Origin of the sequence: Isoptericola sp. NPDC056605, assembly GCF_042792795.1 — a bacterium.
In the GTDB taxonomy this organism is placed as follows: domain Bacteria; phylum Actinomycetota; class Actinomycetes; order Actinomycetales; family Cellulomonadaceae; genus Isoptericola.
In genome coordinates this window covers 19,258-40,220 of sequence record NZ_JBHTVT010000005.1, presented here as the reverse complement: position 1 = coordinate 40,220, position 20,963 = coordinate 19,258, and the positions used below count along the sequence as shown (strand labels likewise).

The following is a 20,963-nucleotide window of genomic DNA, read 5'->3' as shown; positions in this document are numbered from 1 at the left end:
GAGGCATGACTTCCGACACCGTCGTCCCCGGCGCGTCCGGCGCGGGCGAGACCGAGTACCGCATCGAGCACGACACGATGGGCGAGGTGCGCGTCCCCGCGCACGCGCTCTACCGCGCGCAGACGCAGCGGGCCGTGGAGAACTTCCCGATCTCCGGCACCCCCCTCGAGCGCGGGCACATCGAGGCCCTGGCGCGCGTCAAGAAGGCCGCCGCGCGGGCGAACGCCGAGCTGGGCGTGCTCGACCAGGACGTCGCGGACGCCATCGTCGCCGCGGCCGACGAGGTCGCCTCGGGCGCGCACGACGCGCACTTCCCCGTCGACGTCTTCCAGACCGGCTCGGGCACGTCGTCGAACATGAACACCAACGAGGTGCTGGCCACGCTGGCCACGCGCTCGCTCGGCAAGGACGTGCACCCGAACGACCACGTCAACGCCTCGCAGTCCTCCAACGATGTCTTCCCGACGTCGGTGCACGTCGCCGCCACCGCCGGCGCGATCCACGACCTGGTCCCGGCGCTGAAGCACCTGGCCGACGCGCTGGCCGCCAAGTCCGACGAGTTCGCGACCGTCGTGAAGTCCGGCCGCACGCACCTCATGGACGCCACCCCGGTCACGCTCGGCCAGGAGTTCGGCGGGTACGCCGCCGCGATCCGCTACGGCGTCGAGCGCGTCGAGGCGGCGCTGCCCCGCGCGGCCGAGGTCCCGCTGGGCGGCACCGCGGTCGGCACCGGCATCAACACGCCTGCCGGCTTCCCGCAGCGCGTCATCGAGCTGCTCCGCGAGGACACGGGCCTGCCGCTGACGGAGGCGCGCGACCACTTCGAGGCGCAGTCGGCGCGCGACGGTCTCGTCGAGCTCTCGGGCGCGCTGCGCACCATCGCCGTGTCGGTCACCAAGATCTGCAACGACCTGCGCTGGATGGGCTCGGGCCCGAACACCGGCCTGGGCGAGATCGCGATCCCCGACCTCCAGCCGGGCTCGTCGATCATGCCGGGCAAGGTCAACCCGGTGATCCCGGAGGCCGTGCTCATGGTGGCGGCCCGCGTGATCGGCAACGACGCCACCGTCGCCTGGGCGGGCGCGAGCGGCTCGTTCGAGCTCAACGTGCAGATCCCGGTGATCGCGCAGGGCGTGCTGGAGTCGATCCGCCTGCTCGCCAACGCGTCGCGCGCGCTCGCCGACAAGACGGTCTCCGGCATCACCGCCAACGTGGACCGGGCCCGCGCGTTCGCCGAGTCCTCGCCGTCGATCGTCACGCCGCTCAACCGCGTGATCGGTTACGAGGCCGCGGCCAAGGTCGCGAAGCACTCGGTCAAGCAGGGCCTCACGGTGCGCGAGGCCGTGATCGACCTCGGCTTCGTGGAGCGCGGCGAGGTCACGGAGGCCCAGCTCGACTCGGCCCTCGACGTCCTGTCGATGACGCGGCCCCCGCAGGCCTGACCCGAGCACGACGACGGCGGCAGTCCCGGAGAGCGGGGCTGCCGCCGTCGTCGTCCTCCCGCAACCTGGACTCGGGGTTGGTAAGGCTAACCTCACCTGCTACTGTCGGCGTACGCGGGGAGGCGCCCCTCGGGGCGCGGGGCTGGGGGGTTCCACCTGAGACGTGCGGCGCCTCCCCGCACAGCACGTCGTCACGCCGGACGACCGGGTGGTGGCTCAGTAGTCGCGCGGGTCCAGCCGGCGCAGCACGACGGCGAGCAGGCGGCCGAGCTCGGCACGCTCCGTCTCGGACAGGTCCACCAGGGCCGCGCGCTCGTGCTCGATCTGGCGCGGGAACAGCTCGTCGACGAGCTCCTCCCCCTCCACGGTCAGCGCCACCAGCACGCCCCGCTTGTCGCGCTCGTGCACGGCACGCTCCACCAGCCCGGCCCGCTCCAGCCGGTCGAGGCGCTTGGTGATCGACGCGCCCGGCGACCCCGTCATCGTGGTGATCTCGCCCGCCCGCAGCGGGCGGCCGGAGCGCCGCAGCGCCGTGAGGACGTCGAGCTCGGCACGCGTGACGTCGCGAGCCGCGAGATCCCCGGACACCTCGACCTCCAGCAGGGCGGCGATCCGGCGCACCCGCGCGCCGACGTCGGCCGGGGACGTGTCGACACCGGGCAACCGCTCGGCCCACTGCGCGCGCACGCGCTCGATGTAGTCCACGGCGACAGGATAGAGGTCACACCGCTACTCCTTCCATGATGATTTACCTGTGAACTATCATGGTCGGCAATGCCTCCCACCTCCTCCCCCGTCCTGACGAGCGCCCGCGACGTGCTCGACCCCGCGCACCTGCGCTCCGCGCTCCGCGTCAACCCCGCCGACGCGACGCTCGCGGCCGCGCTGCGCGTGGGCGCCGCGGCCGCCGTCGTCCTCGCGCTCAGCGCCGCCGTGGGGCGCACCGACCTGGCGGCCTTCGCGTCCCTCGGGGCGCTCGTCATCCTGTACGGGCGGTACGAGCCGTACCGGCGCCGCGCGTCGCTGCTGGCCGGCGTCGCCGCCGTGTTCGTCGTGGCCTTCCTGCTCACGGCCTCCCTCACCGCCGCGGGCGCCCCCGTGCTCGTGGTCCTCGCGGTGGTGGCGCTCGTCGCCGGCGCGACGACGGCCCTGTGCACCCTGGTCCGCACCGGGCCTCCCGGGGCGAGCATCGTCGTCTTCGCCGCGGCGGGCGGCATGGTCGGCCCCCTGGCCTGGAGCGACGTCGGCGAACGGGGCGTCGCGTTCGCCCTCGGCACCGCCGTGGCATGGGTCGTCGGGATGAGCGGCTGGCTCGTGCGCCCGAGCGCACCGGCGCGCCTGGCCGTCCGTCGGGCGGCGGACGCGGTGCGGAGGTCGCTCGACGCCGGCCCCGACGCCCCGGAGGCCGCGCGGGCCGCGTCGGCCGCCGTGGCCCGTGCCGGCGACGTGCTGGCGGACGACCTCTCCTCCCGGCGCACCCGCGACACCGCGCGGGTGCTCGCCGCCGAGCTGGCCGCGGTCGCCGCGGCGCTGGACGCGCCGTCCGCCGCCGCGCCGAGCACCTCGGCCGCGCCCGCCGACGCGCTGCCGGCGCGCCGCCGTCTGCGCGACGACGTCCGCGCGGGATGGCGCGTCCCCGGCTGGCGGCTCGCGGGCGTCCGCGTGGTGCTGGCGAGCGTCGTCGCCGGTGCGGGCACGCTCGCCGCCGGCCTGAGCCATCCCGCGTGGGCGCAGCTCGGCGCCACGGCCACGCTGCAGGGGGCGAGCACCCGCCACGCCGTGGTCCGCGCGCTGCAGCGCGGGGGCGGCACCGTGCTGGGCGCCCTGCTCGCCTGGCCGCTCCTTTCGGCGCACCTGTCGTTCGCCGCGACCTGCGTCGTCGTCGTGGTGCTGCAGGTCGTCACGGAGGTCGTCGTCGGGCGTCACTACGGCCTGGCGATGCTCACCATCACCCCGATGGCCCTGCTGATGACCTCGCTCGGCGGGTCCGTCGACCCCGCGGGGATCGCGGCCTCGCGCGCCCTCGACACCGTGCTCGGCGCCGTCGTCGGCGTGCTCGCCGTCGTCCTGGTGCACCCGCGCCGCCGGCCGGCGATGCCGGCAAAGGCCTGACCGGCGGCGCGGCGCCCCGTCAGATCTCCAGCGACTCCAGCATCTCGGTGACCAGCGCCGCGACGGGCGACCGCTCGGAGCGCGTCAGCGTCACGTGCGCGAACAGCGGGTGGCCCTTCATCGCCTCGATCACGGCCGCGACGCCGTCGTGCCGCCCGACCCGCAGGTTGTCGCGCTGCGCGACGTCGTGCGTGAGGACCACGCGCGAGTCCTGCCCGATGCGCGACAGCACCGTGAGGAGCACGTTCCGCTCCAGGGACTGGGCCTCGTCGACGATGACGAACGCGTCGTGCAGCGACCGGCCGCGGATGTGCGTCAGCGGCAGCACCTCGAGCATCTCGCGGTCGATCACCTCGTCGACGACGTCGGGCGAGACGAGCGCGCCGAGCGTGTCGTACACGGCCTGGGCCCAGGGGTTCATCTTCTCGGACTCGGACCCGGGCAGGTAGCCGAGCTCCTGACCGCCCACGGCGTACAGCGGGCGGAACACGATGACCTTGCGGTGCTGCCGGCGCTCGAGCACCGCCTCCAGCCCGGCGCACAGCGCCAGCGCCGACTTGCCGGTGCCGGCGCGCCCGCCCAGCGACAGGATCCCCACCTCGGGGTCGAGCAGCAGGTCGATGGCGATGCGCTGCTCGGCGGAACGACCGTGCACGCCGAAGACGTCCTGGTCGCCGCGGACGAGCCGCACCGTCTTGTCGGGCGTCACGCGCCCGAGGGCGGAGCCGCCCGGCGAGTGGATCACCAGCCCGGTGTGGCACAGCAGCGGCGACGCGGCCTCGACCACCTCCGGGTCGAGGGCGGCCAGCTCCACCTCGCCCCCCTCGTACAGGGTGCCCACCTGCTCGTCGGCGACGTCGATCTCGCGCATCCCGGTCCAGCCGGAGTCGACGGCGAGCTCGTGGCGGTACTCCTCCGCGCGCAGGCCGACCGCCGACGCCTTGACCCGCATCGGCAGGTCCTTGGAGACGACGGTGACGTCGCGCCCCTCGGCCGCGAGGTTGGCCGCCACGGACAGGATCCGGGTGTCGTTGTCGCCCAGCCGGAACCCGGCGGGCAGCACCTGCGGGTCGGTGTGGTTGAGCTCCACGCGGAGCGTGCCGCCGGCGTCGCCGACGGGGATGGCGGCGTCGAGGCGGCCGTGCTTGAGGCGCAGGTCGTCGAGCATCCGCAGCGCGCTGCGGGCGAAGTAGCCGAGCTCGGCGTGGTGCCGCTTGGCCTCCAGCTCCGTGATGACGACGACCGGCAGGACGACGTCGTGCTCGGCGAAGCGGTGGATCGCCCGAGGGTCGGACAACAGCACGGACGTGTCGACGACGAACGTGCGCGGGGCGGTGCCGTCCGGGTCGACGGCGTCGACGGTGTCGCGCTCAGGGACGGGTGCAGTTCGGGCCACGGCGAGCTCCCTCCAGGTGGACGGGCGGCCGCCCCGGGGGCGCCGCGCGGCGCCGGACCGGAGCCGGCCCTCCCGCACGGAGCGTGAACCCCATCGGCTGGCCTCCCCGAGGACGGCTGGACACCGTCCCTGCCGCCAAACTACGACGCTGTGATTCGCGCCACCACCCCCGCGTCGGCGGGTCGGGAAGTTGTCACCCGGCGTTCACGCCCCGGACCCCGCCGCGACGCACGCGGGCAGGGCGAGCACCATGGAGCCGTGACCCCGAACCCCTCCAGGCCCACCGACGACCCGACCGCCTGGGTCGTGCTGCTGCGCGGCGTGAACGTCGGCGGCTCGCGCCGCGTGAGCTCCGCCGACCTGCGCGAGGCCGCCGCCACCGCGGGCCTCACCGACCCCCGCACCTACGCCAACAGCGGGAACCTGGTCGCGGTGGGGCCGGCGGACGACGCCGACGTCGCCGAGCGCGTCACCGCCGCGCTCGCCGCGCAGCTCGGTGGCGACCTGCGCGCCGTCGCCGTGACGGCGGAGCGCGTGGCGGCGTTCCTCGCCGCCGACCCGTTCCCGGACGCCGTCGCCGACCACCCGGCCCAGGTGCAGGTGCACGTCTCCCCCGCACCCGTGGACGCCGACGCCCTCGCGCGGCTGGCCGAGGGCCGGCCCGAGCGGTTCGCCGTCGTCGACGGCGTGCTCTACGTGGACTACGTGGCGGGCATCGGCCGGTCGAAGCTCACCCCGGCGGCGATCGACAAGGCCGCCGGTACCTGGACCACCGCCCGGAACTGGAACACCCTGACCAAGCTGGTCGGGATGGCCCGCGAGGCGACCTGACGGACGCCGGGGCCGGGCACCCGCCGCGGACGTTAGGCTGGCCCGCGGGTGAGCCGGGAAGTCTGGTCGGTGGCACCGGCTGCAACGCCGGGAGACCAGCGACCCCACGACCGGACAGGAGAAAGAACCCTGACCTCCGAGACCGCCACCCAGCCCCTCGGCACCCGGCTCCGCCGCTTCGCCTCCCGCGAGACCACGGGCGGGGCGCTCCTCATCGGCGCCGCCCTCCTCGCCCTGATCTGCGCGAACGCCCCGTGGCGCGAGTGGTACTTCGCCCTGTCCGAGGCGGTGCTCGGCTTCGACCGGCTGGGGCCGCTGTCCGTGCACCTCGACCTCACGGTCGCGGAGTGGGCGGCGGACGGCCTGCTCGCGATCTTCTTCTTCGTCGTCGGCGTGGAGCTCAAGCACGAGTTCGTCGCCGGCAGCCTCCGCAGCCCGAAGGAGGCGGGCGTGCCGATGCTCGCCGCCGTCGGGGGCATGGCGGTGCCCGCCGTCCTCTACTCGGTGATCGTCGTCGCGCTGGGCGAGCCCGGTGCTCTCCAGGGGTGGGCCATCCCCACGGCCACCGACATCGCTTTCGCGCTCGGCGTGCTGGCCGTGTTCGGCAAGGGCCTGCCCGCCGCGGTGCGCACGTTCCTGCTCACCCTCGCGGTGGTCGACGACCTGCTCGCGATCATCGTCATCGCCGTCTTCTACACGGAGTCCCTGAACTTCGGCTACCTCGCCGCCTCGCTCGCCGTGATCGTGGTGTTCGGGCTGGTCGTCCGGTCCCGGCGGCCGTACTGGTGGATGCTCGTGCCGCTCTTCGCGGTGGCCTGGGCGTTCATGCACGCCTCCGGGGTGCACGCGACCGTGGCCGGCGTGCTCATGGGCTTCACGGTGGCGGCCCGGCCCACCCACGGCGAGGCGGTCCCGCGCACGCACCGCTACGAGCGGGCGGTCAAGCCGTGGTCGCAGGGCGTCGCGCTGCCGGTCTTCGCGTTCTTCGCGGCCGGCGTGGACCTGGTCGACGGCGGCGGCGTCACCGAGATCCTCGGGCAGCCGGTGGTCCCGGCGATCACCGTCGGGCTCGTGGTGGGCAAGCTGATCGGGGTGCTGGGCACGACGGCGCTGGTCACGCGCCTCACCCCGCTCCGGCTCGCGCAGGGCATCGGCGTGCGCGACCTGCTGCCCGTCGGCTTCCTCGCCGGCATCGGGTTCACGGTGGCGCTGCTCGTGTCCGAGCTGTCGTTCGGGCACGCGTCGGAGCACACGGAGGGCGCCAAGGCCGCCATCCTGCTGGGGTCGGTGATCGCCGCGGTGCTCGGCGCCCTCACGTTGCGCTGGGACGCCCGGCGGGCCCGCACCTCCGACATGAACCTCGACGGCGTCGACGACGCCGTCGCCGACTTCATCGGGGACGAGAAGGACCGCAGGGAGCACTGAGGGCGGCCGCGGCGCGGGCAGGGACCCGCGGCGCGGTGCCGCCCGCGAGCGCCGGCTCCCGCTGTGCCACGGCGGCTGCCCCCGATGCCGTCCGCGGCGCGGGCGCGGCACGACGGCCGCGGGCGGCCCAGGCCGTGAGGACGCGGTCGACGACGAACCCGAGCAGCGTGCCCACGACGATCCCGACGGCGACGGCGAGCAGCGGGTGGTCGCCCAGCGGCTGGGCGGCCACCACCCCGAGCAGCACGGACCACGTCGCCCACGCCAGGGACGCGACGGCCGACAGGCCCATGAAACGGCGCCGCGAGAACCCGACCGCGCCCGCGGTGACGTTGACCGCCGTCCGCCCGACCGGCACGAAGCGCGCCCCGAGGACGACGGACGCGCCGCGCCGCTCGAAGGAGCGGGCCGCCCAGGCGACGGCGCGCTGCCCGCGCGGGCCGCGCAGGAACGGGACGCGCGACGTGCCCAGGGCCCGCCCGAGCGCGTAGGCCACCTGGTCGCCGCACCAGGCGCCGAGGGCCGCGACGAGGACCACGAGCGCGAGGTTCACGCCCTGTCCGGTCTCGGCGCCCACCGCCATCATGATGATCACGGTCTCGCCGGGCACGGGCGGGAAGAAGCCGTCCGCCGCGGTCGCCCCGAAGAGCGCGGGGAACGCCCATGCGGAGGACACGAGCGCGAACAGCGTGCTCTCCAGCTGCCCCCAGACCTGGGCCAACCCGGTGGCGATCGCGTCGATCATGCCTCCCACCCTGCGGCGCCGGCCCCGCCCGCGACCATGGGGTGTGCCCCCGGTTCGACCCTGGGGGAACCCTGAGGCGCCCCGGTCAGCCCGGCCGGCCGCCGACGCCGAGGAGCGCCTCGCGGCTGCGTGCCACCTGGTCGCGCAGGGCCTCGAGCAGCGCCGCGACGGCGGGTCGCCGCCACGACTCCGGGTGCACCACCGCCCAGTACGGCAGCCGGTCGCGCACCTCGCCCGGGAGCAGGCGCACCAGGTCGGCGTGCCGGTCGGCCATGAAGCACGGCAGGAACCCGACGCCCGCGCCCGCCCGGGTGGCCTCGACGTGCACGAAGACGTTGGTCGACGTGAGCGCGTCGCGCATCCCGGGTACCAGCCGCCGCGGGGCGTCGAGCGCGTCCACCTGCAGCATCGAGTTCACGAAGTAGACCAGCCCGTGGTCCGCGAGGTCCGCCACCGTCGCCGGGGCGGCGTGACGCGCGAGGTAGTCCCGCGACGCGTACATGCCGAGCTCGTAGTCGCCGAGCCGCACGGCCTTGGCGCGACCCACCTGCGGCTCGCCCACCACGACCTCCACGTCCACGCCGGAGCGGTGCTGCATGGCGTGCCGGGTGACGGTGACGAGCTCGACGGACAGGTCCGGGTGGCGGCTGCGCAGCGCGGCCACGGCGGGCGACGCGACGTAGGCGCTGAACCCGTCGGTCGCCGTCATCCGCACGACGCCGGTGACCGGGTCCGGCTCGCCGTCCGGCGTGGCGAGACCGGAGACGGCCGCGGCGACCGCCTCGGCGGCGCGCGCGGCCCGCTCCCCCAGCCGCGTCAGCTCCCAGCCGTCGGCGCCGCGCACCAGCACCCGGCCGCCGAGCGCGCGCTCGAGCGCGGCCACGTTGCGGGCGACGGTCGTGTGGTTGACGCCGAGCACCTCGGCCGCGGTGGTGTACCGACCGGTGCGGGCGACCTCGAGCAGCACGAGGAGCTGGTCGGGCGAGGGCGGCGTCGTCGGCACGCCGGCACCCTACTGCCCGCCGCACCCGATGTGCATCCGTGCACACCACGCGTGCTCGGTTGGACGTTGCGCGCACACGGGCGGGACCGGCAGCATCCTCGGCGTCAGGTGGCGACGACGCCACGGTGTCAACGACGACACGGAGGAACCATGGCCGCGGGCCAGAGCACGGCGCCGGACGGCGCGACGCACGGCACGGGCGACGGCGGCAGCGACCGCTCGTTGCTCACCAGGATCGTGTCCGCCTCGATGGCCGGCACGGTCGTCGAGTGGTACGACTTCTTCCTCTACGCGACCGCCGCGGCGCTCGTGTTCGACAAGGTGCTGATGCCCGCCATGGGCAACCAGTACGACGGCATCATCGCCGCCTTCGTCACGTACGCGATCGGCTTCCTGGCCCGTCCGCTGGGCGGCGTGATCTTCGGGCACCTCGGCGACAGGCTGGGCCGCAAGCACACCCTCCAGGTCACGATCATGATGATCGGCGCCGCGACCGTGCTCATGGGCTGCCTGCCGAGCTACGACGCGATCGGCCTCGCGGCGCCCGCCCTGCTCGTGCTGCTGCGCTTCGTGCAGGGCATCGCGCTCGGCGGCGAGTGGGGCGGCGCCGTACTGCTCGTCGCGGAGCACGCGCCGGACCGCAGCCGCGCCCAGTGGGCCGCGTGGCCGCAGGCCGCCGTGCCGGTGGGCAACCTGCTCGCGACCGCCGTGCTGTGGATCATGTCCACCACGCTGTCCGACGCCGCGTTCCTCTCCTGGGGCTGGCGCGTCGCCTTCTGGCTGTCGGCCGTCGTCGTGCTGGTCGGCTACTGGATCCGCACCACCATCACCGACGCCCCCATCTTCGAGGAGGCGAAGGCCGAGCTCGAGGAGGGCACGACGTCGGGCTACGGCGTCCGCGACGTCGTCCGGCGGTACCCGCGCGGCGTGCTCACCGGCATGGGCCTGCGGTTCGCGGAGAACATCATGTACTACCTGGTGGTGAGCTTCTCGATCGTCTACCTCGGCACCGGGCTCGGGATGGACACGGCGTCGATCCTCGGCGTCGTCGCGATCGCCCACGCCTTCCACTTCGTCGTGATCCTGTGGGTCGGGCGCCTGGCCGACCGCCTCGGCCGCAAGCCCGTGTACCTCGCCGGCGCGATCCTGGGCGGCACCTGGGGCCTGTGGGCGTTCCCCGCGTTCGGCACGAGGAGCACCGTCGTGGCGCTCGTCGTCATCATGGTCGGCCTGCTGTTCCACGCGCTCATGTACGCCGGGCAGCCCGCCATCATGGCCGAGATGTTCCCGACCCGGATGCGGTACTCGGGGGTGTCGATCTCCTACCAGGTGACGTCGATCGTCGCCGGCTCGCTGGCCCCGATCCTCGCCACCACCTGGCTCAAGACCACCGGCTCGTGGTGGCCCACCGCCGTCTACCTGCTCGTGGCCGGCGCGATCACCACCGTGGCCGTGCTGAGCATGCGCGAGACCCGCGGCATCTCCCTGCGCGACCTCGACGCCCGCGACCGCGAGACCGCCGGGGCGGCGGCATGACGGGCGGCTCCACCCGCCCGTCGCCCGGCGAGCGCACGCTCGCCGGGCGTCGGGCCCTGGTCACCGGCGGCGCCTCCGGCATCGGCGCGGCCTGCGCGCGGGAGCTCGCCGCGCGCGGCGCCGAGGTGGTCGTCGCGGACGTGGAGCCCGACGGCGCGAAGCGCCTCGCCGACGAGCTCGGCGGCGAGGCGTGGGTCGTCGACCTCGCGGACTCCCGCGCCCTCGACGACCTGCGTCTCGACGTCGACGTCCTGGTGAACAACGCCGGGATCCAGCGCGTGAGCCCGGTGCAGGACTTCCCGCCCGACGACTTCCGGCTCGTCCACCGCCTCATGCTCGAGGCACCGTTCCTGCTGGTACGTGCGGCCCTGCCCCGCATGTACGCCCGCGGGTGGGGGCGGGTCGTCAACGTCTCGTCGGTGCACGGGCTCGTCGCCTCGCCGTTCAAGGCCGCGTACGTCTCCGCCAAGCACGGCCTCGAGGGGCTGTCCAAGACGGTCGCGCTCGAGGGCGGGCCGCACGGCGTCACCAGCGTCTGCGTGAACCCCGGCTACGTGCGCACCCCGCTCGTGGAGGCGCAGATCTCCGACCAGGCCGCCGCGCACGGGATCCCCGAGGAGGAGGTGCTGGCCCGGGTGATCCTGGCCGAGCCGGCGGTGAAGCGCCTCGTGGAGCCGGAGGAGGTCGCGTCGCTGGTGGGGTGGCTCACCGGGCCGGACGCGTCGATGGTCACCGGCGCCTCGTGGACGATCGACGGCGGATGGAGCGCACGATGACCGGGCTCGACAAGGTGGTCGCGACGGCCGCCCAGGCCGTCGCCGACGTGCCGGACGGCGCCTCGCTCGCCGTCGGCGGCTTCGGTCTCTGCGGCAACCCGGTCGCCCTGATCGAGGCGCTGCTCGCCCAGGGCACCACCGGCTTGTCCGTGGTGAGCAACAACTGCGGCGTCGACGACTGGGGCCTCGGCCTGCTGCTGGGCGCCGGGCGCATCCGGAGGATGACCAGCTCGTACGTGGGCGAGAACAAGGAGTTCGAGCGGCAGTTCCTCGCCGGCGAGCTCGAGCTGGTGCTCACCCCGCAGGGCACGCTCGCCGAACAGCTGCGGGCGGGCGGCGCCGGGATCGCCGGGTTCTGGACCCGCACCGGCGTGGGCACGCAGGTGGCCGACGGCGGCCTGCCGCGCCGCTACGACGGCGCGGGCGGCGTCGCGGTGGCCTCGCCGCGCAAGGAGGTCCGCACCTTCGCCTCCGGCGACGGCGCCGACGCCGAGTTCGTGCTCGAGGAGGCGATCACCACCGACTACGCCCTCGTGCACGCGGCGCGGGGCGACCGGCACGGCAACCTCGTGTTCCACCGTTCGGCCCGCAACTTCTCCCCCCTCGCCGCGATGGCGGGGCGCGTGTGCGTGGCGCAGGTCGAGGAGCTGGTGGAGCCCGGCGAGATCGACCCCGACGACGTGCACCTGCCCGGCGTGTACGTGCACCGCGTGGTGCACGTGCCCGGCGGCGAGAAGCGGATCGAGAAGCGCACCACCACCCCGACGTCCACCGCGACGTCGGGCCGAGAGGAGGGCTGAGCCGTGCCGCTCACCCGCGACGAGATGGCCGCGCGCGCCGCGGCGGAGCTGGCCGACGGCTGGTACGTGAACCTGGGCATCGGCCTGCCGACGCTCGTGCCGAACCACGTGCCCGCCGGCCGGCACCTCGTGCTCCAGTCCGAGAACGGCCTGCTCGGCGTCGGCCCCTACCCCGCCGAGGCCGACGTCGACCCCGACCTCATCAACGCCGGCAAGGAGACCGTGACGCTGCTGCCCGGCGCCTCCGTCTTCGACTCCGCGACCAGCTTCGGCATGATCCGCGGCGGCAAGATCGACGCGGCGATCCTCGGCGGCATGCAGGTGTCGGCCGCCGGCGACCTGGCCAACTGGATGATCCCCGGCAAGATGGTCAAGGGACCCGGCGGCGCGATGGACCTGGTGCACGGCGCGCGGCGCGTGATCGTGCTCATGGAGCACACCGCCCGCGACGGCTCCCCCAAGCTGCTGCCCGCGTGCACCCTGCCGCTCACCGGCCGCGGCGTGGTGCACCGTGTCATCACCGACATGGCGGTGCTCGACGTCGCCCCCGAGGGCTTCGTGCTCCGCGAGCTCGCGCCCGGCGTCTCCGTCGACGACGTCGTGGCGGCCACCGGCGCCCCCCTCACGGTGTCCCTCGACGCCGTGCGGGCCGCGTGAGCCGCCCAGCTCTCAGGCGGCGGCCCGTCGCGAGCGGGCCACGAGCACGAGGGCGACCAGGACGCCGACCACGCTGACCACGGTCGCGACCCAGAACGCGGCCGAGTAGGCGCCGGCCGGGTCGGTCGCGCCGGCCGCCAGGAGGGCCGTGACCACCGGGGCGGCCGCCGCGGAGCCCACGGTGCGCACGACGCTGTTGAGGCCGGTCGCCGCGCCCGTCTCCGTGGGCGGCGACCAGGTCACGACGAGCTGCGCGCAGATCGCGTACCCGATGCCGTTGCCGAGGCCGAGCACGGAGAACGCCACGACGACGGCCCACGGCGTCGCGGGCCAGAGCGCCAGGCCGACCGCGCCGACGGCCATGACCCCCGCGGCGAGCGCCCCGGTGCCGCCCGGGCCGATCCGCCGCACCAGGGCCGGCGTGGCGCGGCCGCCGAGGAAGACGAGCACGGCGCTGGGGAGCATGGCCAGGCCGGACACGGTGACGCTCATCCCGTGGCCGTACCCGGTACCCGCGGGCGCCTGCAGGAGGAGCGGGAGCGCGACGTAGCAGACGTAGGGCACGAAGCCCACGGCCACGGTGAGCAGGCTGACGAGCACGATCGGGCCGTGGCGGAAGGTGCGCACGTCCACGACGGGGGCCGCCGTGGTACGCTCGACGAGCACCAGCACGGCGAGCAGCGCCACGCCGACCAGGCCGACGACGAGGGTCCGCGCGGAGGTCCAGCCCCACGCGCCGCCCTGCGAGACGGCGAGCAGCACGCCGACGAGGCCGCCCGCGAGCAGCGCGATGCCGGGCCAGTCGGTCCGGCGCCGCACGGCGGGCGCGCCGCCGCGCGGCACCCACGCGGCCACCAGCGCGCCCGAGCCGAGGATCAGGACGGCGCCGAGGACGAACAGCCAGCGCCAGCCGAGGGCGTCGACGACCACGCCGCCCACGACGAGCGCGGCGCCCGCGCCGAGGCCGATCATCCCGGGGATCCACCCGAACGCTGCCGCGAGCCGCGGCCCGGTCAGCACGGACCGCGCGAGCGCCAGGGCCAGCGGGAAGGTCGCGGTGCTCACGCCCTGCACCACGCGGGCGGCGAGCAGGACGCCGAGCGTCGGGGCGGCGGCCGCCACGAGGGTCGCCGCGGCGAACACGACGATGGTGCCGAGCAGCACGCGACGGTGCCCGAACCGGTCGCCGAGGTTGCCGACCACGGGCGCGAGGACCGCCCCGGCGAGCAGGAACGCCGTGAGGATCCAGCCGGTGCCCTGCGCGGTCGCACCGAGCTCGCGGCCGAGCGTCGGCAGCGCCGGGACGACGAGCGTCTGCATCAGGGAGAAGGCGAGCACGGCGGCGCTCAGCGCGAAGGTCACGCGGCCGGGGTGCCGCACGACGGTGGCGTCGGCGGGCTGGCCGGGGGCGGCGTCGGGCGCCGGGCGGGACGGAGGCACGGTCGTGCTCGCTCTCTGTGGTGGGGGTGGCTGCGCCTCGTCGCGCGTGGCCGATCGAAACGGAACGGAATGCTCGTTCCGATTCACTCTAGCACCGGGAAGGCGGCTACCGTGAGGCCATGCCCTCCGCCCCCGCCGACGACCGCGCCGACGACCGACCGCTCCCCGGCCGGCTGCGGGAGGCGCGCGCCAACGACACCGCCGTGCTCGCTGCGGCGCGCGAGGTCTTCGCGGCCCAGGGGCACGGCGCCTCCATGGCCGACGTCGCCCGGCACGCGGGCGTCGGCGTCGGCTCGGTCTACCGCCGCTACCCCACCAAGGAGGCCCTGGTCGAGGCGCTCCACGTGCAGGCGGTGCGCGGGGCGGCGCGGCTCGCGACCGAGGTGGCGGACCAGTGCGGGACCGACGCGGTGCCCGAGGCCGACGGCGCCGTCGGCACGTTCCTCGCGCGGCAGATCACCGGCGCGTCCGGCCCCATCCTCCGGCCGCCGGGAGCCGGCGGGCCCCTCCCCGCCGACCTCGCCGCGGCGACCCGCGACCTGCGCGTCGGCCTCGAGCGGCTGGTCGCGTACGACCGCGCCGCGGGCCTGCTGCCGACCGGGTTCACCACCGCGGACGTCATGCAGCTCCTGCTGCACCTGCGCCCCGCGCTCCCCTTCCCCCGCGCCGAGGCGGACGCCCTGCACCTGCGCTACCTCCGGCTCGTCCTGGCCGGGCTGCGCTCCCGGGCGGGCGAGGACGCCGGCCTCGACGGCGCCGGGATCGGCGACGGCCCGAGCTGGGACGAGTGGGTCGGCGCCTGGCACGACTGAGCGGCACCACGACCGCGCGCCGAGCAGGCGGTTGCGCACGGAATGCCTGCTCAGAACGTGCGCAACCGCATGGTCGGCGTCATTCGTCCCCGGGCGCGTGCCGCTCCAGGAACTCGTAGACCTCGGTCGTGTCCACGCCGGGGAACGCGCCGGACGGCATCGCCGCCAGCATCGACGCGTGCGGGCGGGCGCTCGGGAACGCGTGCCCGCCCCAGCGGCGGGCGAGCGGCTCGGCCGGCCGCCGGCAGCAGCTCTCGTCCGGGCAGCGCGACGTGCTGCGCGCCGTCGTCTCCCGCCCCAGGAACCACTTGACCTGCGCGTACGGCACGCCGACGCTCACGGAGAACCGCCCGTCGGGCGTGTCCTGCACCCGGGAGGTGCACCAGTACGTGCCGGTCGGCGTGTCCGTGTACTGGTAGTACGGGCTGAGCCGGTCGGCGATACCGAACACCACCCGCGCCGTCCAGTGTCGGCACACGTGCTGCCCCTCCACGGTGCCCAGCGGATCGGCAGGGAACCGCACGCCGTCGTTCTCGTACGCCTTGTGGATCGACCCCGACTCGTGGACCTTCATGAAGTGCACCGGGATGCCCAGGTGCCGGGTCGCCAGGTTCGTGAAGCGGTGCGCCACCGTCTCGTAGGAGACGGCGAACGCGTCTCGCAGGTCCTCCAGCGAGATCGACCGCCGCTCCTTCGCCTCGCGCAGCTGCTTGACCGCGTCACGCTCGGGCACCAGCAGCGCCGCGCACAGGTAGTTGGCCTCGACGCGCTGGCGCAGGAACTCGCGGTAGTCGCGCGGCTCGGCGTGCTCCAGCACGTGCGACGCGAGCGCCTGCAGCACCGCGGAGCGCGCCTCCGACCGTCCGCGGATCCCGTTGCTCGGCAGGTAGACGCGCCGGTGGAGCTGGTCGATGACGGCGCGCGTGGACTGCGGCAGGTCCGGCTCGTAGTGGATCGAGAAGCCGAGGTGGGCGGCGAGCTCCCCCACCGCCCGCTGCGGCAGCGGGCCGCGACCGTGCCCGACGTCGTCGAGCAGGCCGCGCGCGACGATCTCCAGGTCGGGGAAGTAGTTGTCCTGCGCGCGCATGTCGGCGCGCAGCTCCGTGTTCGCCCGGCGCGCCTCCTCCGGGGTCAGCGCGCGCTCGGAGTGCAGCCGCTCCAGCTCGCGTTGCAGGCCCACGATCGCCTCGAGCGCGTCGGTCGGGAGGGACTTGCCGACCTTCACAGGGTGCACGCCGAGCGCGGAGAAGAGCGACCCCCTTTGCACGCGCTCCAACTCGATCTCGAGCGCGTCCCGGTGCGACGGCGCCTGGGCGGAGAGCAGGTCCTCCACGCTCGCGCCGAGGGCGCGGGCCACCGCCTGCAGGCGCGCGATCGTGGGCTCGCGCTTGCCGTTCTCGAGCATCGAGACCTGCGACGGCGCACGTCCGATGGCCTCTCCGAGCTGTTCCAGGGTCATGCCGCGGCGGGTGCGCAGGTGCCGGATGCGGCGGCCGATCGTCAGGGCGTCGGCCTCCTGGTCGATCGGCAGCGTCGCGTCGTCCCGGGTACCGGGCCGGGGGTCGGTCGAGATGGCCATGCTCGAGGGTGACACGTGCCACACCTTCCGTCCAGGAGAAGAACCCCGGAATTTCTCCTCAGAATTCCTGGCCGCGGGGTGGCACGGCACGCGAGGGTCGTGGTCATCGGCACCGCCACCGACGACCGAGACACACGAAAGAGGCTCGACATGACCGCCATCCTCGACTCCCGCAGCACCACCCGCGCCGGCGACCAGGCCCAGACGGCCACGCAGCTCGCCGAGCAGTGGGCCACCGACCCGCGCTGGGACGGCATCAGCCGCGACTACACCGCGGAGGACGTCGTCGCGCTGCGCGGGTCGGTCGGCGAGGAGTTCACGCTGGCCCGGCGCGGCGCCGAGCGGCTGTGGCGCCAGCTGCACGAGGAGGACTTCATCAACGCGCTCGGCGCGCTGACCGGCAACCAGGCCGTGCAGCAGGTCAAGGCGGGCCTGCAGGCGATCTACCTCTCCGGTTGGCAGGTGGCCGGCGACGCGAACCTGGCGGGCCAGACCTACCCCGACCAGTCGCTCTACCCGGCGAACTCCGTGCCCGCCGTCGTGCGCCGCATCAACAACGCCCTGCTGCGCGCCGACCAGATCGACGTCTCCGAGAACGGCGCCCCGACGCGCGACTGGCTCGCCCCGATCGTGGCGGACGCCGAGGCCGGGTTCGGCGGGCCGCTCAACGCGTACGAGCTGATGCGGTCGATGATCGCGTCGGGCGCCGCGGGCGTGCACTGGGAGGACCAGCTCGCCAGCGAGAAGAAGTGCGGCCACCTGGGCGGCAAGGTGCTCATCCCGACCCAGCAGCACGTGCGCACCCTCAACGCCGCGCGCCTCGCGGCGGACGTCTCCGACGTGCCGTCCGTGGTGATCGCCCGCACCGACGCCGAGGCCGCCACCCTGATCACCTCCGACGTCGACGAGCGCGACCGCCCCTTCCTCACCGGCGGCCGCACGGGCGAGGGCTTCTACGAGGTGCGCAACGGCGTCGAGCCGTGCATCGCCCGGGCCAAGGCCTACGCCCCGTACGCCGACCTCATCTGGATGGAGACGGGCACCCCCGACCTCGAGCTCGCGCGGAAGTTCGCCGAGGCCGTCAAGGCCGACTTCCCGGACCAGATGCTGGCCTACAACTGCTCGCCGTCGTTCAACTGGAAGAAGCACCTGGACGACGACACGATCGCGAAGTTCCAGCGCGAGCTCGGTGCGATGGGCTTCCGGTTCCAGTTCATCACGCTGGCCGGCTTCCACGCCCTCAACTACTCGATGTTCGACCTCGCCCACGGCTACGCCCGCGAGCAGATGTCCGCCTACGTGCGGCTCCAGGAGGCCGAGTTCGCCGCCGAGGAGCGCGGCTACACCGCGACCAGGCACCAGCGCGAGGTCGGCACCGGCTACTTCGACCGCGTGTCGACGGCGCTCAACCCCGACGCCGCCACCCTCGCGCTCGCCGGCTCCACCGAGGCCGCGCAGTTCTGAGAGCCGCGAGGCTCTGAACCTCCCCCACCCGCTCAGCCCCGACAGACCGGAGGCACGCCATGACCACGCTCACGTCCCCGACCACCGCCCCGGTGCCCGCCGTCGCGCCCGCCGTCGGCACCCCCCTCGCCGACACCGCGACCGACCCGTTCGTCTGGGGCGGGACGTCGCTCGCGGAGGGGCACCTCACCGTCACCGCCCCGCTGGAGGCGCGCGACGAGGAGATCCTCACCCCGGAGGCGCTGGCGTTCCTGGCAATGCTGCACGACCGGTTCGCCGACGACCGCACCGGGCTGCTGCTGGAGCGGCAGCGGCGGATGCGACGCGTCGCGGACGGCGAGGACCCGGACTTCAACCCCGCCACCCGGCCCGTGCGCGACGACCCGTCCTGGCGGGTCGCGGGCGCGGCCGGGGCGCCGGGGCTGAGCGACCGACGGGTCGAGATCACGGGCCCGACGGACCCGAAGATGACGATCAACGCGCTGAACTCGGGCGCCCGGTGCTGGCTGGCCGACGCCGAGGACGCGCAGTCCCCGACGTGGCGCAACGTGGTGGAGGGGCAGCTCGCCCTGCGCGACGCGATCCGCGGCACGCTGACGTTCACCAACCCGGCGGGCAAGCAGTACGCGCTGCGCTCCACCGACCTCACCGGGCTGCCGACGATCGTGTTCCGCCCGCGCGGTTGGCACCTGTTCGAGTCGCACCTGGCGTACACCGGGCCGGACGGCTCGACCCAGCCGGCGTCGGGCTCGCTGGTGGACTTCGGCCTGTACCTGTTCCACAACGCGCACGAGCTGGTCGCCCGGGGCCGGGGGCCGTACTTCTACCTGCCGAAGCTCGAGGGCTACCGCGAGGCGCGGCTGTGGAACGAGGTCTTCGAGGCGGCGCAGGAGGCGCTCGGCCTCCCGCGCGGCACCATCCGCGCGACCGTCCTCATCGAGACGCTGCCGGCCGCGTTCGAGATGGAGGAGATCCTCTACGAGCTGCGCGACCACTGCGCCGGCCTCAACGCGGGGCGCTGGGACTACCTGTTCAGCGTGATCAAGTGCTTCCGGAAGCGGGGATCGTCGTACGTGCTGCCCGACCGGGGGCAGGTGACGATGACCGCGCCGTTCATGCGGGCGTACACGGAGCTGCTGGTCGCCACGTGCCACAAGCGCGGGGCGCACGCCATCGGCGGCATGAGCGCCTTCATCCCCGACCGCCGCTCCCCCGAGGTGACCGAGCGCGCCGTCGAGCAGGTCTGGGCCGACAAGACGCGCGAGGCCCACGACGGCTTCGACGGCACCTGGGTGGCCCACCCGGACCTGGTCGAGGTGGCGCGCGGGGCCTTCGACGAGGTGCTCGGCGACCGCGAGAACCAGACCGACCGCCTGCGCGACGACGTCGAGGTGGGGCAGGCGGAGCTGCTCGACGTCGCCTCCGCCCGGCGCGGGGGCGCCACCGTGACGGCGGGCGGGCTGCGCACCAACGTGTCCGTGGGGCTGCGGTACATCGAGTCGTGGCTGCGCGGCACCGGCGCGGCGGCGATCGACCACCTCATGGAGGACGCGGCCACGGCCGAGATCTCCCGGTCGCAGGTGTGGCAGTGGGTCGCGTCGGGCACGACGACGGACGACGGCCTGCCCATCACCCGCGTGCGCTGCGAGGCCGTGCTGCGCGACGTCCTGCGCGGCCTGCCCCGGTTCGCCGGCGACCGCTTCGAGGACGCCGCGGCACTGTTCCGCGAGGTGGCCCTGGGCGAGGAGTTCCCGCCGTTCCTCACCACCGGCGCGTACGCCCGCTACCTGGCCGGCTGAGCGCCCTCCCGTCTGTCGCCGAACAGGCGGTTGACACCGTGATCGCGACCCAGCGGGGCCGACAACGGTGGCAACCGCCTGTTCGGCGTTGCCTCGGGCAGGATCGAGGGATGACGACGACGCTGCGCGAGCTCCTGCTGGGCCAGGTCGAGTTCTACTGGGACGTGCACCTGTGGCCGCGGCTGCATGGCCTGACGGATGACGAGTATCTCTGGGAGCCGGTCGACGGCGCATGGAGCCTGCGGCGTGACGACGCGGGCACCGTCCGGATCGAGCTGACGCCGGTGGACCCGCCCGTGCCGCCGGTGACGACGATCGCGTGGCGCTGCGCGCACCTGGGGCGCGACGTCTGGGGCAAGCGGGGCCGCGCGCTCTTCGGCCCCACGCCCGCCCCCGCGGACGCCGACATGTTCGACGCACGGCACTGGCCGGAGCCCCTCCCGCTGACCGCCGGCGGCGGCCTCGACCTCCTGCGCGAGGGGTACGGGCTGTGGCGCGATCACCTCTCGCGGCTCGACGACGACGCGCTCGCCGCGCCGCTCGGGCCCCGCGGCGGGCCGTACGCGGAGGACTCGCTCGCCGCCCTCGTCGTGCACCTCAACCGCGAGGCGATGGCGCACGGCGCCGAGATCTGCCTGCTGCGCGACCTCTACCGCGCGCAGAGTCAGCGCCGCGACCCCCTCGTCGCGACGGCGCTCGGCGGCAGCTCGGCCGACCTCGAGCGGATGCTCCGGCTCGACGGCGGGCTGGGCGACCTGCCCGACCGGCACCCGACTCTGGTCGTCGAGCTGGCCGGGCTGGGCCGCTGGGACGCGGTCCGGTCGCTCGTGGAGCGCGGCTTCCCGGTCACGGTCGCGGCCGACGACGGCTCCACGGCGCTGCACTTCGCGGCCACCACCGGCACCCCGGGCGACGCCCGGCGGCTGCTCGACCACGGCGCCGACCCCGCGGCCGTCGACGGCCGCTTCGGGACGACCCCGGCCGGCTGGGCGGGATTCCTCGGCCGCACGGAGCTGGCCGAGGTGCTCACCCCCTGACCGCCGAGCATGCGGTGGCGCACCTTCTGAGCGCTCAGAACGTGCGCCACCGCATGCTCGGAAGCGGGGGGGTGGTGTGGCCTGTGGATCACCACGGCGGGCGGCCTCT

At 74.7% G+C, this 20,963-nt stretch carries 18 protein-coding genes; 12 read left to right on the top strand and 6 right to left on the bottom strand.

Features of this window, described 5'->3' with window-relative positions:
• The first annotated feature begins 5 nt into the window (after positions 1-5).
• Entirely contained in the window at positions 6-1,442 is a 1,437-nt protein-coding gene (locus tag ACFQ8Y_RS06905; RefSeq protein WP_430549621.1) for a class II fumarate hydratase, read from the top strand.
• Positions 1,443-1,658: 216 nt separating this feature from the next.
• On the opposite strand, the gene ACFQ8Y_RS06900 is transcribed toward ACFQ8Y_RS06905, so the two are convergent.
• Positions 1,659-2,147, bottom strand: a complete 489-nt coding sequence (locus tag ACFQ8Y_RS06900; protein WP_430585015.1) for a MarR family winged helix-turn-helix transcriptional regulator — start codon at positions 2,145-2,147, stop codon at positions 1,659-1,661.
• 69 nt (positions 2,148-2,216) lie between these two features.
• Between ACFQ8Y_RS06900 and ACFQ8Y_RS06895 the strand changes: the two genes are divergently transcribed.
• The gene (locus ACFQ8Y_RS06895) at positions 2,217-3,554 is read left to right on the top strand and encodes an FUSC family protein (protein ID WP_430585014.1); all 1,338 of its coding nucleotides are present in this window, start codon (positions 2,217-2,219) and stop codon (positions 3,552-3,554) included.
• Positions 3,555-3,573: 19 nt separating this feature from the next.
• On the opposite strand, the gene ACFQ8Y_RS06890 is transcribed toward ACFQ8Y_RS06895, so the two are convergent.
• Entirely contained in the window at positions 3,574-4,950 is a 1,377-nt protein-coding gene (locus tag ACFQ8Y_RS06890) for a PhoH family protein (RefSeq protein WP_430549618.1), read from the bottom strand.
• A gap of 258 nt (positions 4,951-5,208) precedes the next feature.
• Here ACFQ8Y_RS06890 and ACFQ8Y_RS06885 point away from each other — a divergent pair, with 258 nt between their 5' ends.
• Both ACFQ8Y_RS06885 and nhaA read left to right on the top strand, forming a co-directional pair.
• Positions 5,209-5,781, top strand: coding sequence for a DUF1697 domain-containing protein (locus tag ACFQ8Y_RS06885; RefSeq protein ID WP_430585013.1), 573 nt, complete (start codon positions 5,209-5,211; stop codon positions 5,779-5,781).
• Between the two features lie 69 nt (positions 5,782-5,850).
• Positions 5,851-7,206 (top strand): Na+/H+ antiporter NhaA, encoded by a 1,356-nt coding sequence (nhaA, locus tag ACFQ8Y_RS06880; protein WP_430585012.1) that lies wholly within the window; start codon positions 5,851-5,853, stop codon positions 7,204-7,206.
• Here the strand turns inward: nhaA and ACFQ8Y_RS06875 are convergent.
• Positions 7,172-7,951 (bottom strand): DedA family protein, encoded by a 780-nt coding sequence (locus ACFQ8Y_RS06875; protein ID WP_430563851.1) that lies wholly within the window; start codon positions 7,949-7,951, stop codon positions 7,172-7,174. The genes nhaA and ACFQ8Y_RS06875 overlap by 35 nt on opposite strands.
• A gap of 85 nt (positions 7,952-8,036) precedes the next feature.
• Positions 8,037-8,954, bottom strand: a complete 918-nt coding sequence (locus ACFQ8Y_RS06870; RefSeq protein ID WP_430585011.1) for a LysR family transcriptional regulator — start codon at positions 8,952-8,954, stop codon at positions 8,037-8,039.
• A gap of 150 nt (positions 8,955-9,104) precedes the next feature.
• Between ACFQ8Y_RS06870 and ACFQ8Y_RS06865 the strand changes: the two genes are divergently transcribed.
• The 4 genes from ACFQ8Y_RS06865 to ACFQ8Y_RS06850 are packed head-to-tail and all read left to right on the top strand — an operon-like array spanning position 9,105 to position 12,723.
• Positions 9,105-10,490 (top strand): MFS transporter, encoded by a 1,386-nt coding sequence (locus ACFQ8Y_RS06865; RefSeq protein WP_430549613.1) that lies wholly within the window; start codon positions 9,105-9,107, stop codon positions 10,488-10,490.
• On the top strand, positions 10,487-11,266 hold the full coding sequence (locus tag ACFQ8Y_RS06860) for a 3-hydroxybutyrate dehydrogenase (protein ID WP_430585010.1): 780 nt from the start codon (positions 10,487-10,489) through the stop codon (positions 11,264-11,266). The genes ACFQ8Y_RS06865 and ACFQ8Y_RS06860 overlap by 4 nt, the downstream gene beginning before the upstream one ends.
• Positions 11,251-12,066 carry a CoA transferase subunit A gene (locus ACFQ8Y_RS06855; protein ID WP_430585009.1) on the top strand — a complete coding sequence of 272 codons (816 nt, stop codon included), beginning with the start codon at positions 11,251-11,253 and terminating at the stop codon, positions 12,064-12,066. Before ACFQ8Y_RS06860 ends, ACFQ8Y_RS06855 begins: the two co-directional genes overlap by 16 nt.
• A gap of 3 nt (positions 12,067-12,069) precedes the next feature.
• On the top strand, positions 12,070-12,723 hold the full coding sequence (locus ACFQ8Y_RS06850; RefSeq protein ID WP_430585008.1) for a 3-oxoacid CoA-transferase subunit B: 654 nt from the start codon (positions 12,070-12,072) through the stop codon (positions 12,721-12,723).
• Between the two features lie 12 nt (positions 12,724-12,735).
• Here ACFQ8Y_RS06850 and ACFQ8Y_RS06845 read toward each other — a convergent pair whose 3' ends face one another.
• A complete protein-coding gene (locus ACFQ8Y_RS06845; protein ID WP_430585007.1) occupies positions 12,736-14,163 on the bottom strand; it encodes an MFS transporter in 1,428 nt (475 codons plus the stop codon).
• Positions 14,164-14,282: 119 nt separating this feature from the next.
• Here ACFQ8Y_RS06845 and ACFQ8Y_RS06840 point away from each other — a divergent pair, with 119 nt between their 5' ends.
• Complete coding sequence (locus ACFQ8Y_RS06840; RefSeq protein ID WP_430585006.1) at positions 14,283-14,975, top strand: helix-turn-helix domain-containing protein; 693 nt, start codon at positions 14,283-14,285, stop codon at positions 14,973-14,975.
• 79 nt (positions 14,976-15,054) lie between these two features.
• Here ACFQ8Y_RS06840 and ACFQ8Y_RS06835 read toward each other — a convergent pair whose 3' ends face one another.
• The gene (locus ACFQ8Y_RS06835) at positions 15,055-16,554 is read right to left on the bottom strand and encodes a helix-turn-helix domain-containing protein (protein ID WP_430563844.1); all 1,500 of its coding nucleotides are present in this window, start codon (positions 16,552-16,554) and stop codon (positions 15,055-15,057) included.
• A gap of 150 nt (positions 16,555-16,704) precedes the next feature.
• On the opposite strand from ACFQ8Y_RS06835, the gene aceA reads away from it, so the two are divergent.
• From aceA to ACFQ8Y_RS06820, 3 genes are all read left to right on the top strand, one after another.
• A complete protein-coding gene (aceA, locus tag ACFQ8Y_RS06830) occupies positions 16,705-18,018 on the top strand; it encodes an isocitrate lyase (protein ID WP_430585005.1) in 1,314 nt (437 codons plus the stop codon).
• A 59-nt stretch (positions 18,019-18,077) separates the two neighbouring features.
• The gene (aceB, locus tag ACFQ8Y_RS06825) at positions 18,078-19,817 is read left to right on the top strand and encodes a malate synthase A (RefSeq protein ID WP_430585004.1); all 1,740 of its coding nucleotides are present in this window, start codon (positions 18,078-18,080) and stop codon (positions 19,815-19,817) included.
• A 110-nt stretch (positions 19,818-19,927) separates the two neighbouring features.
• Positions 19,928-20,854 (top strand): DinB family protein, encoded by a 927-nt coding sequence (locus ACFQ8Y_RS06820; RefSeq protein WP_430585003.1) that lies wholly within the window; start codon positions 19,928-19,930, stop codon positions 20,852-20,854.
• Positions 20,855-20,963: the final 109 nt, after the last annotated feature.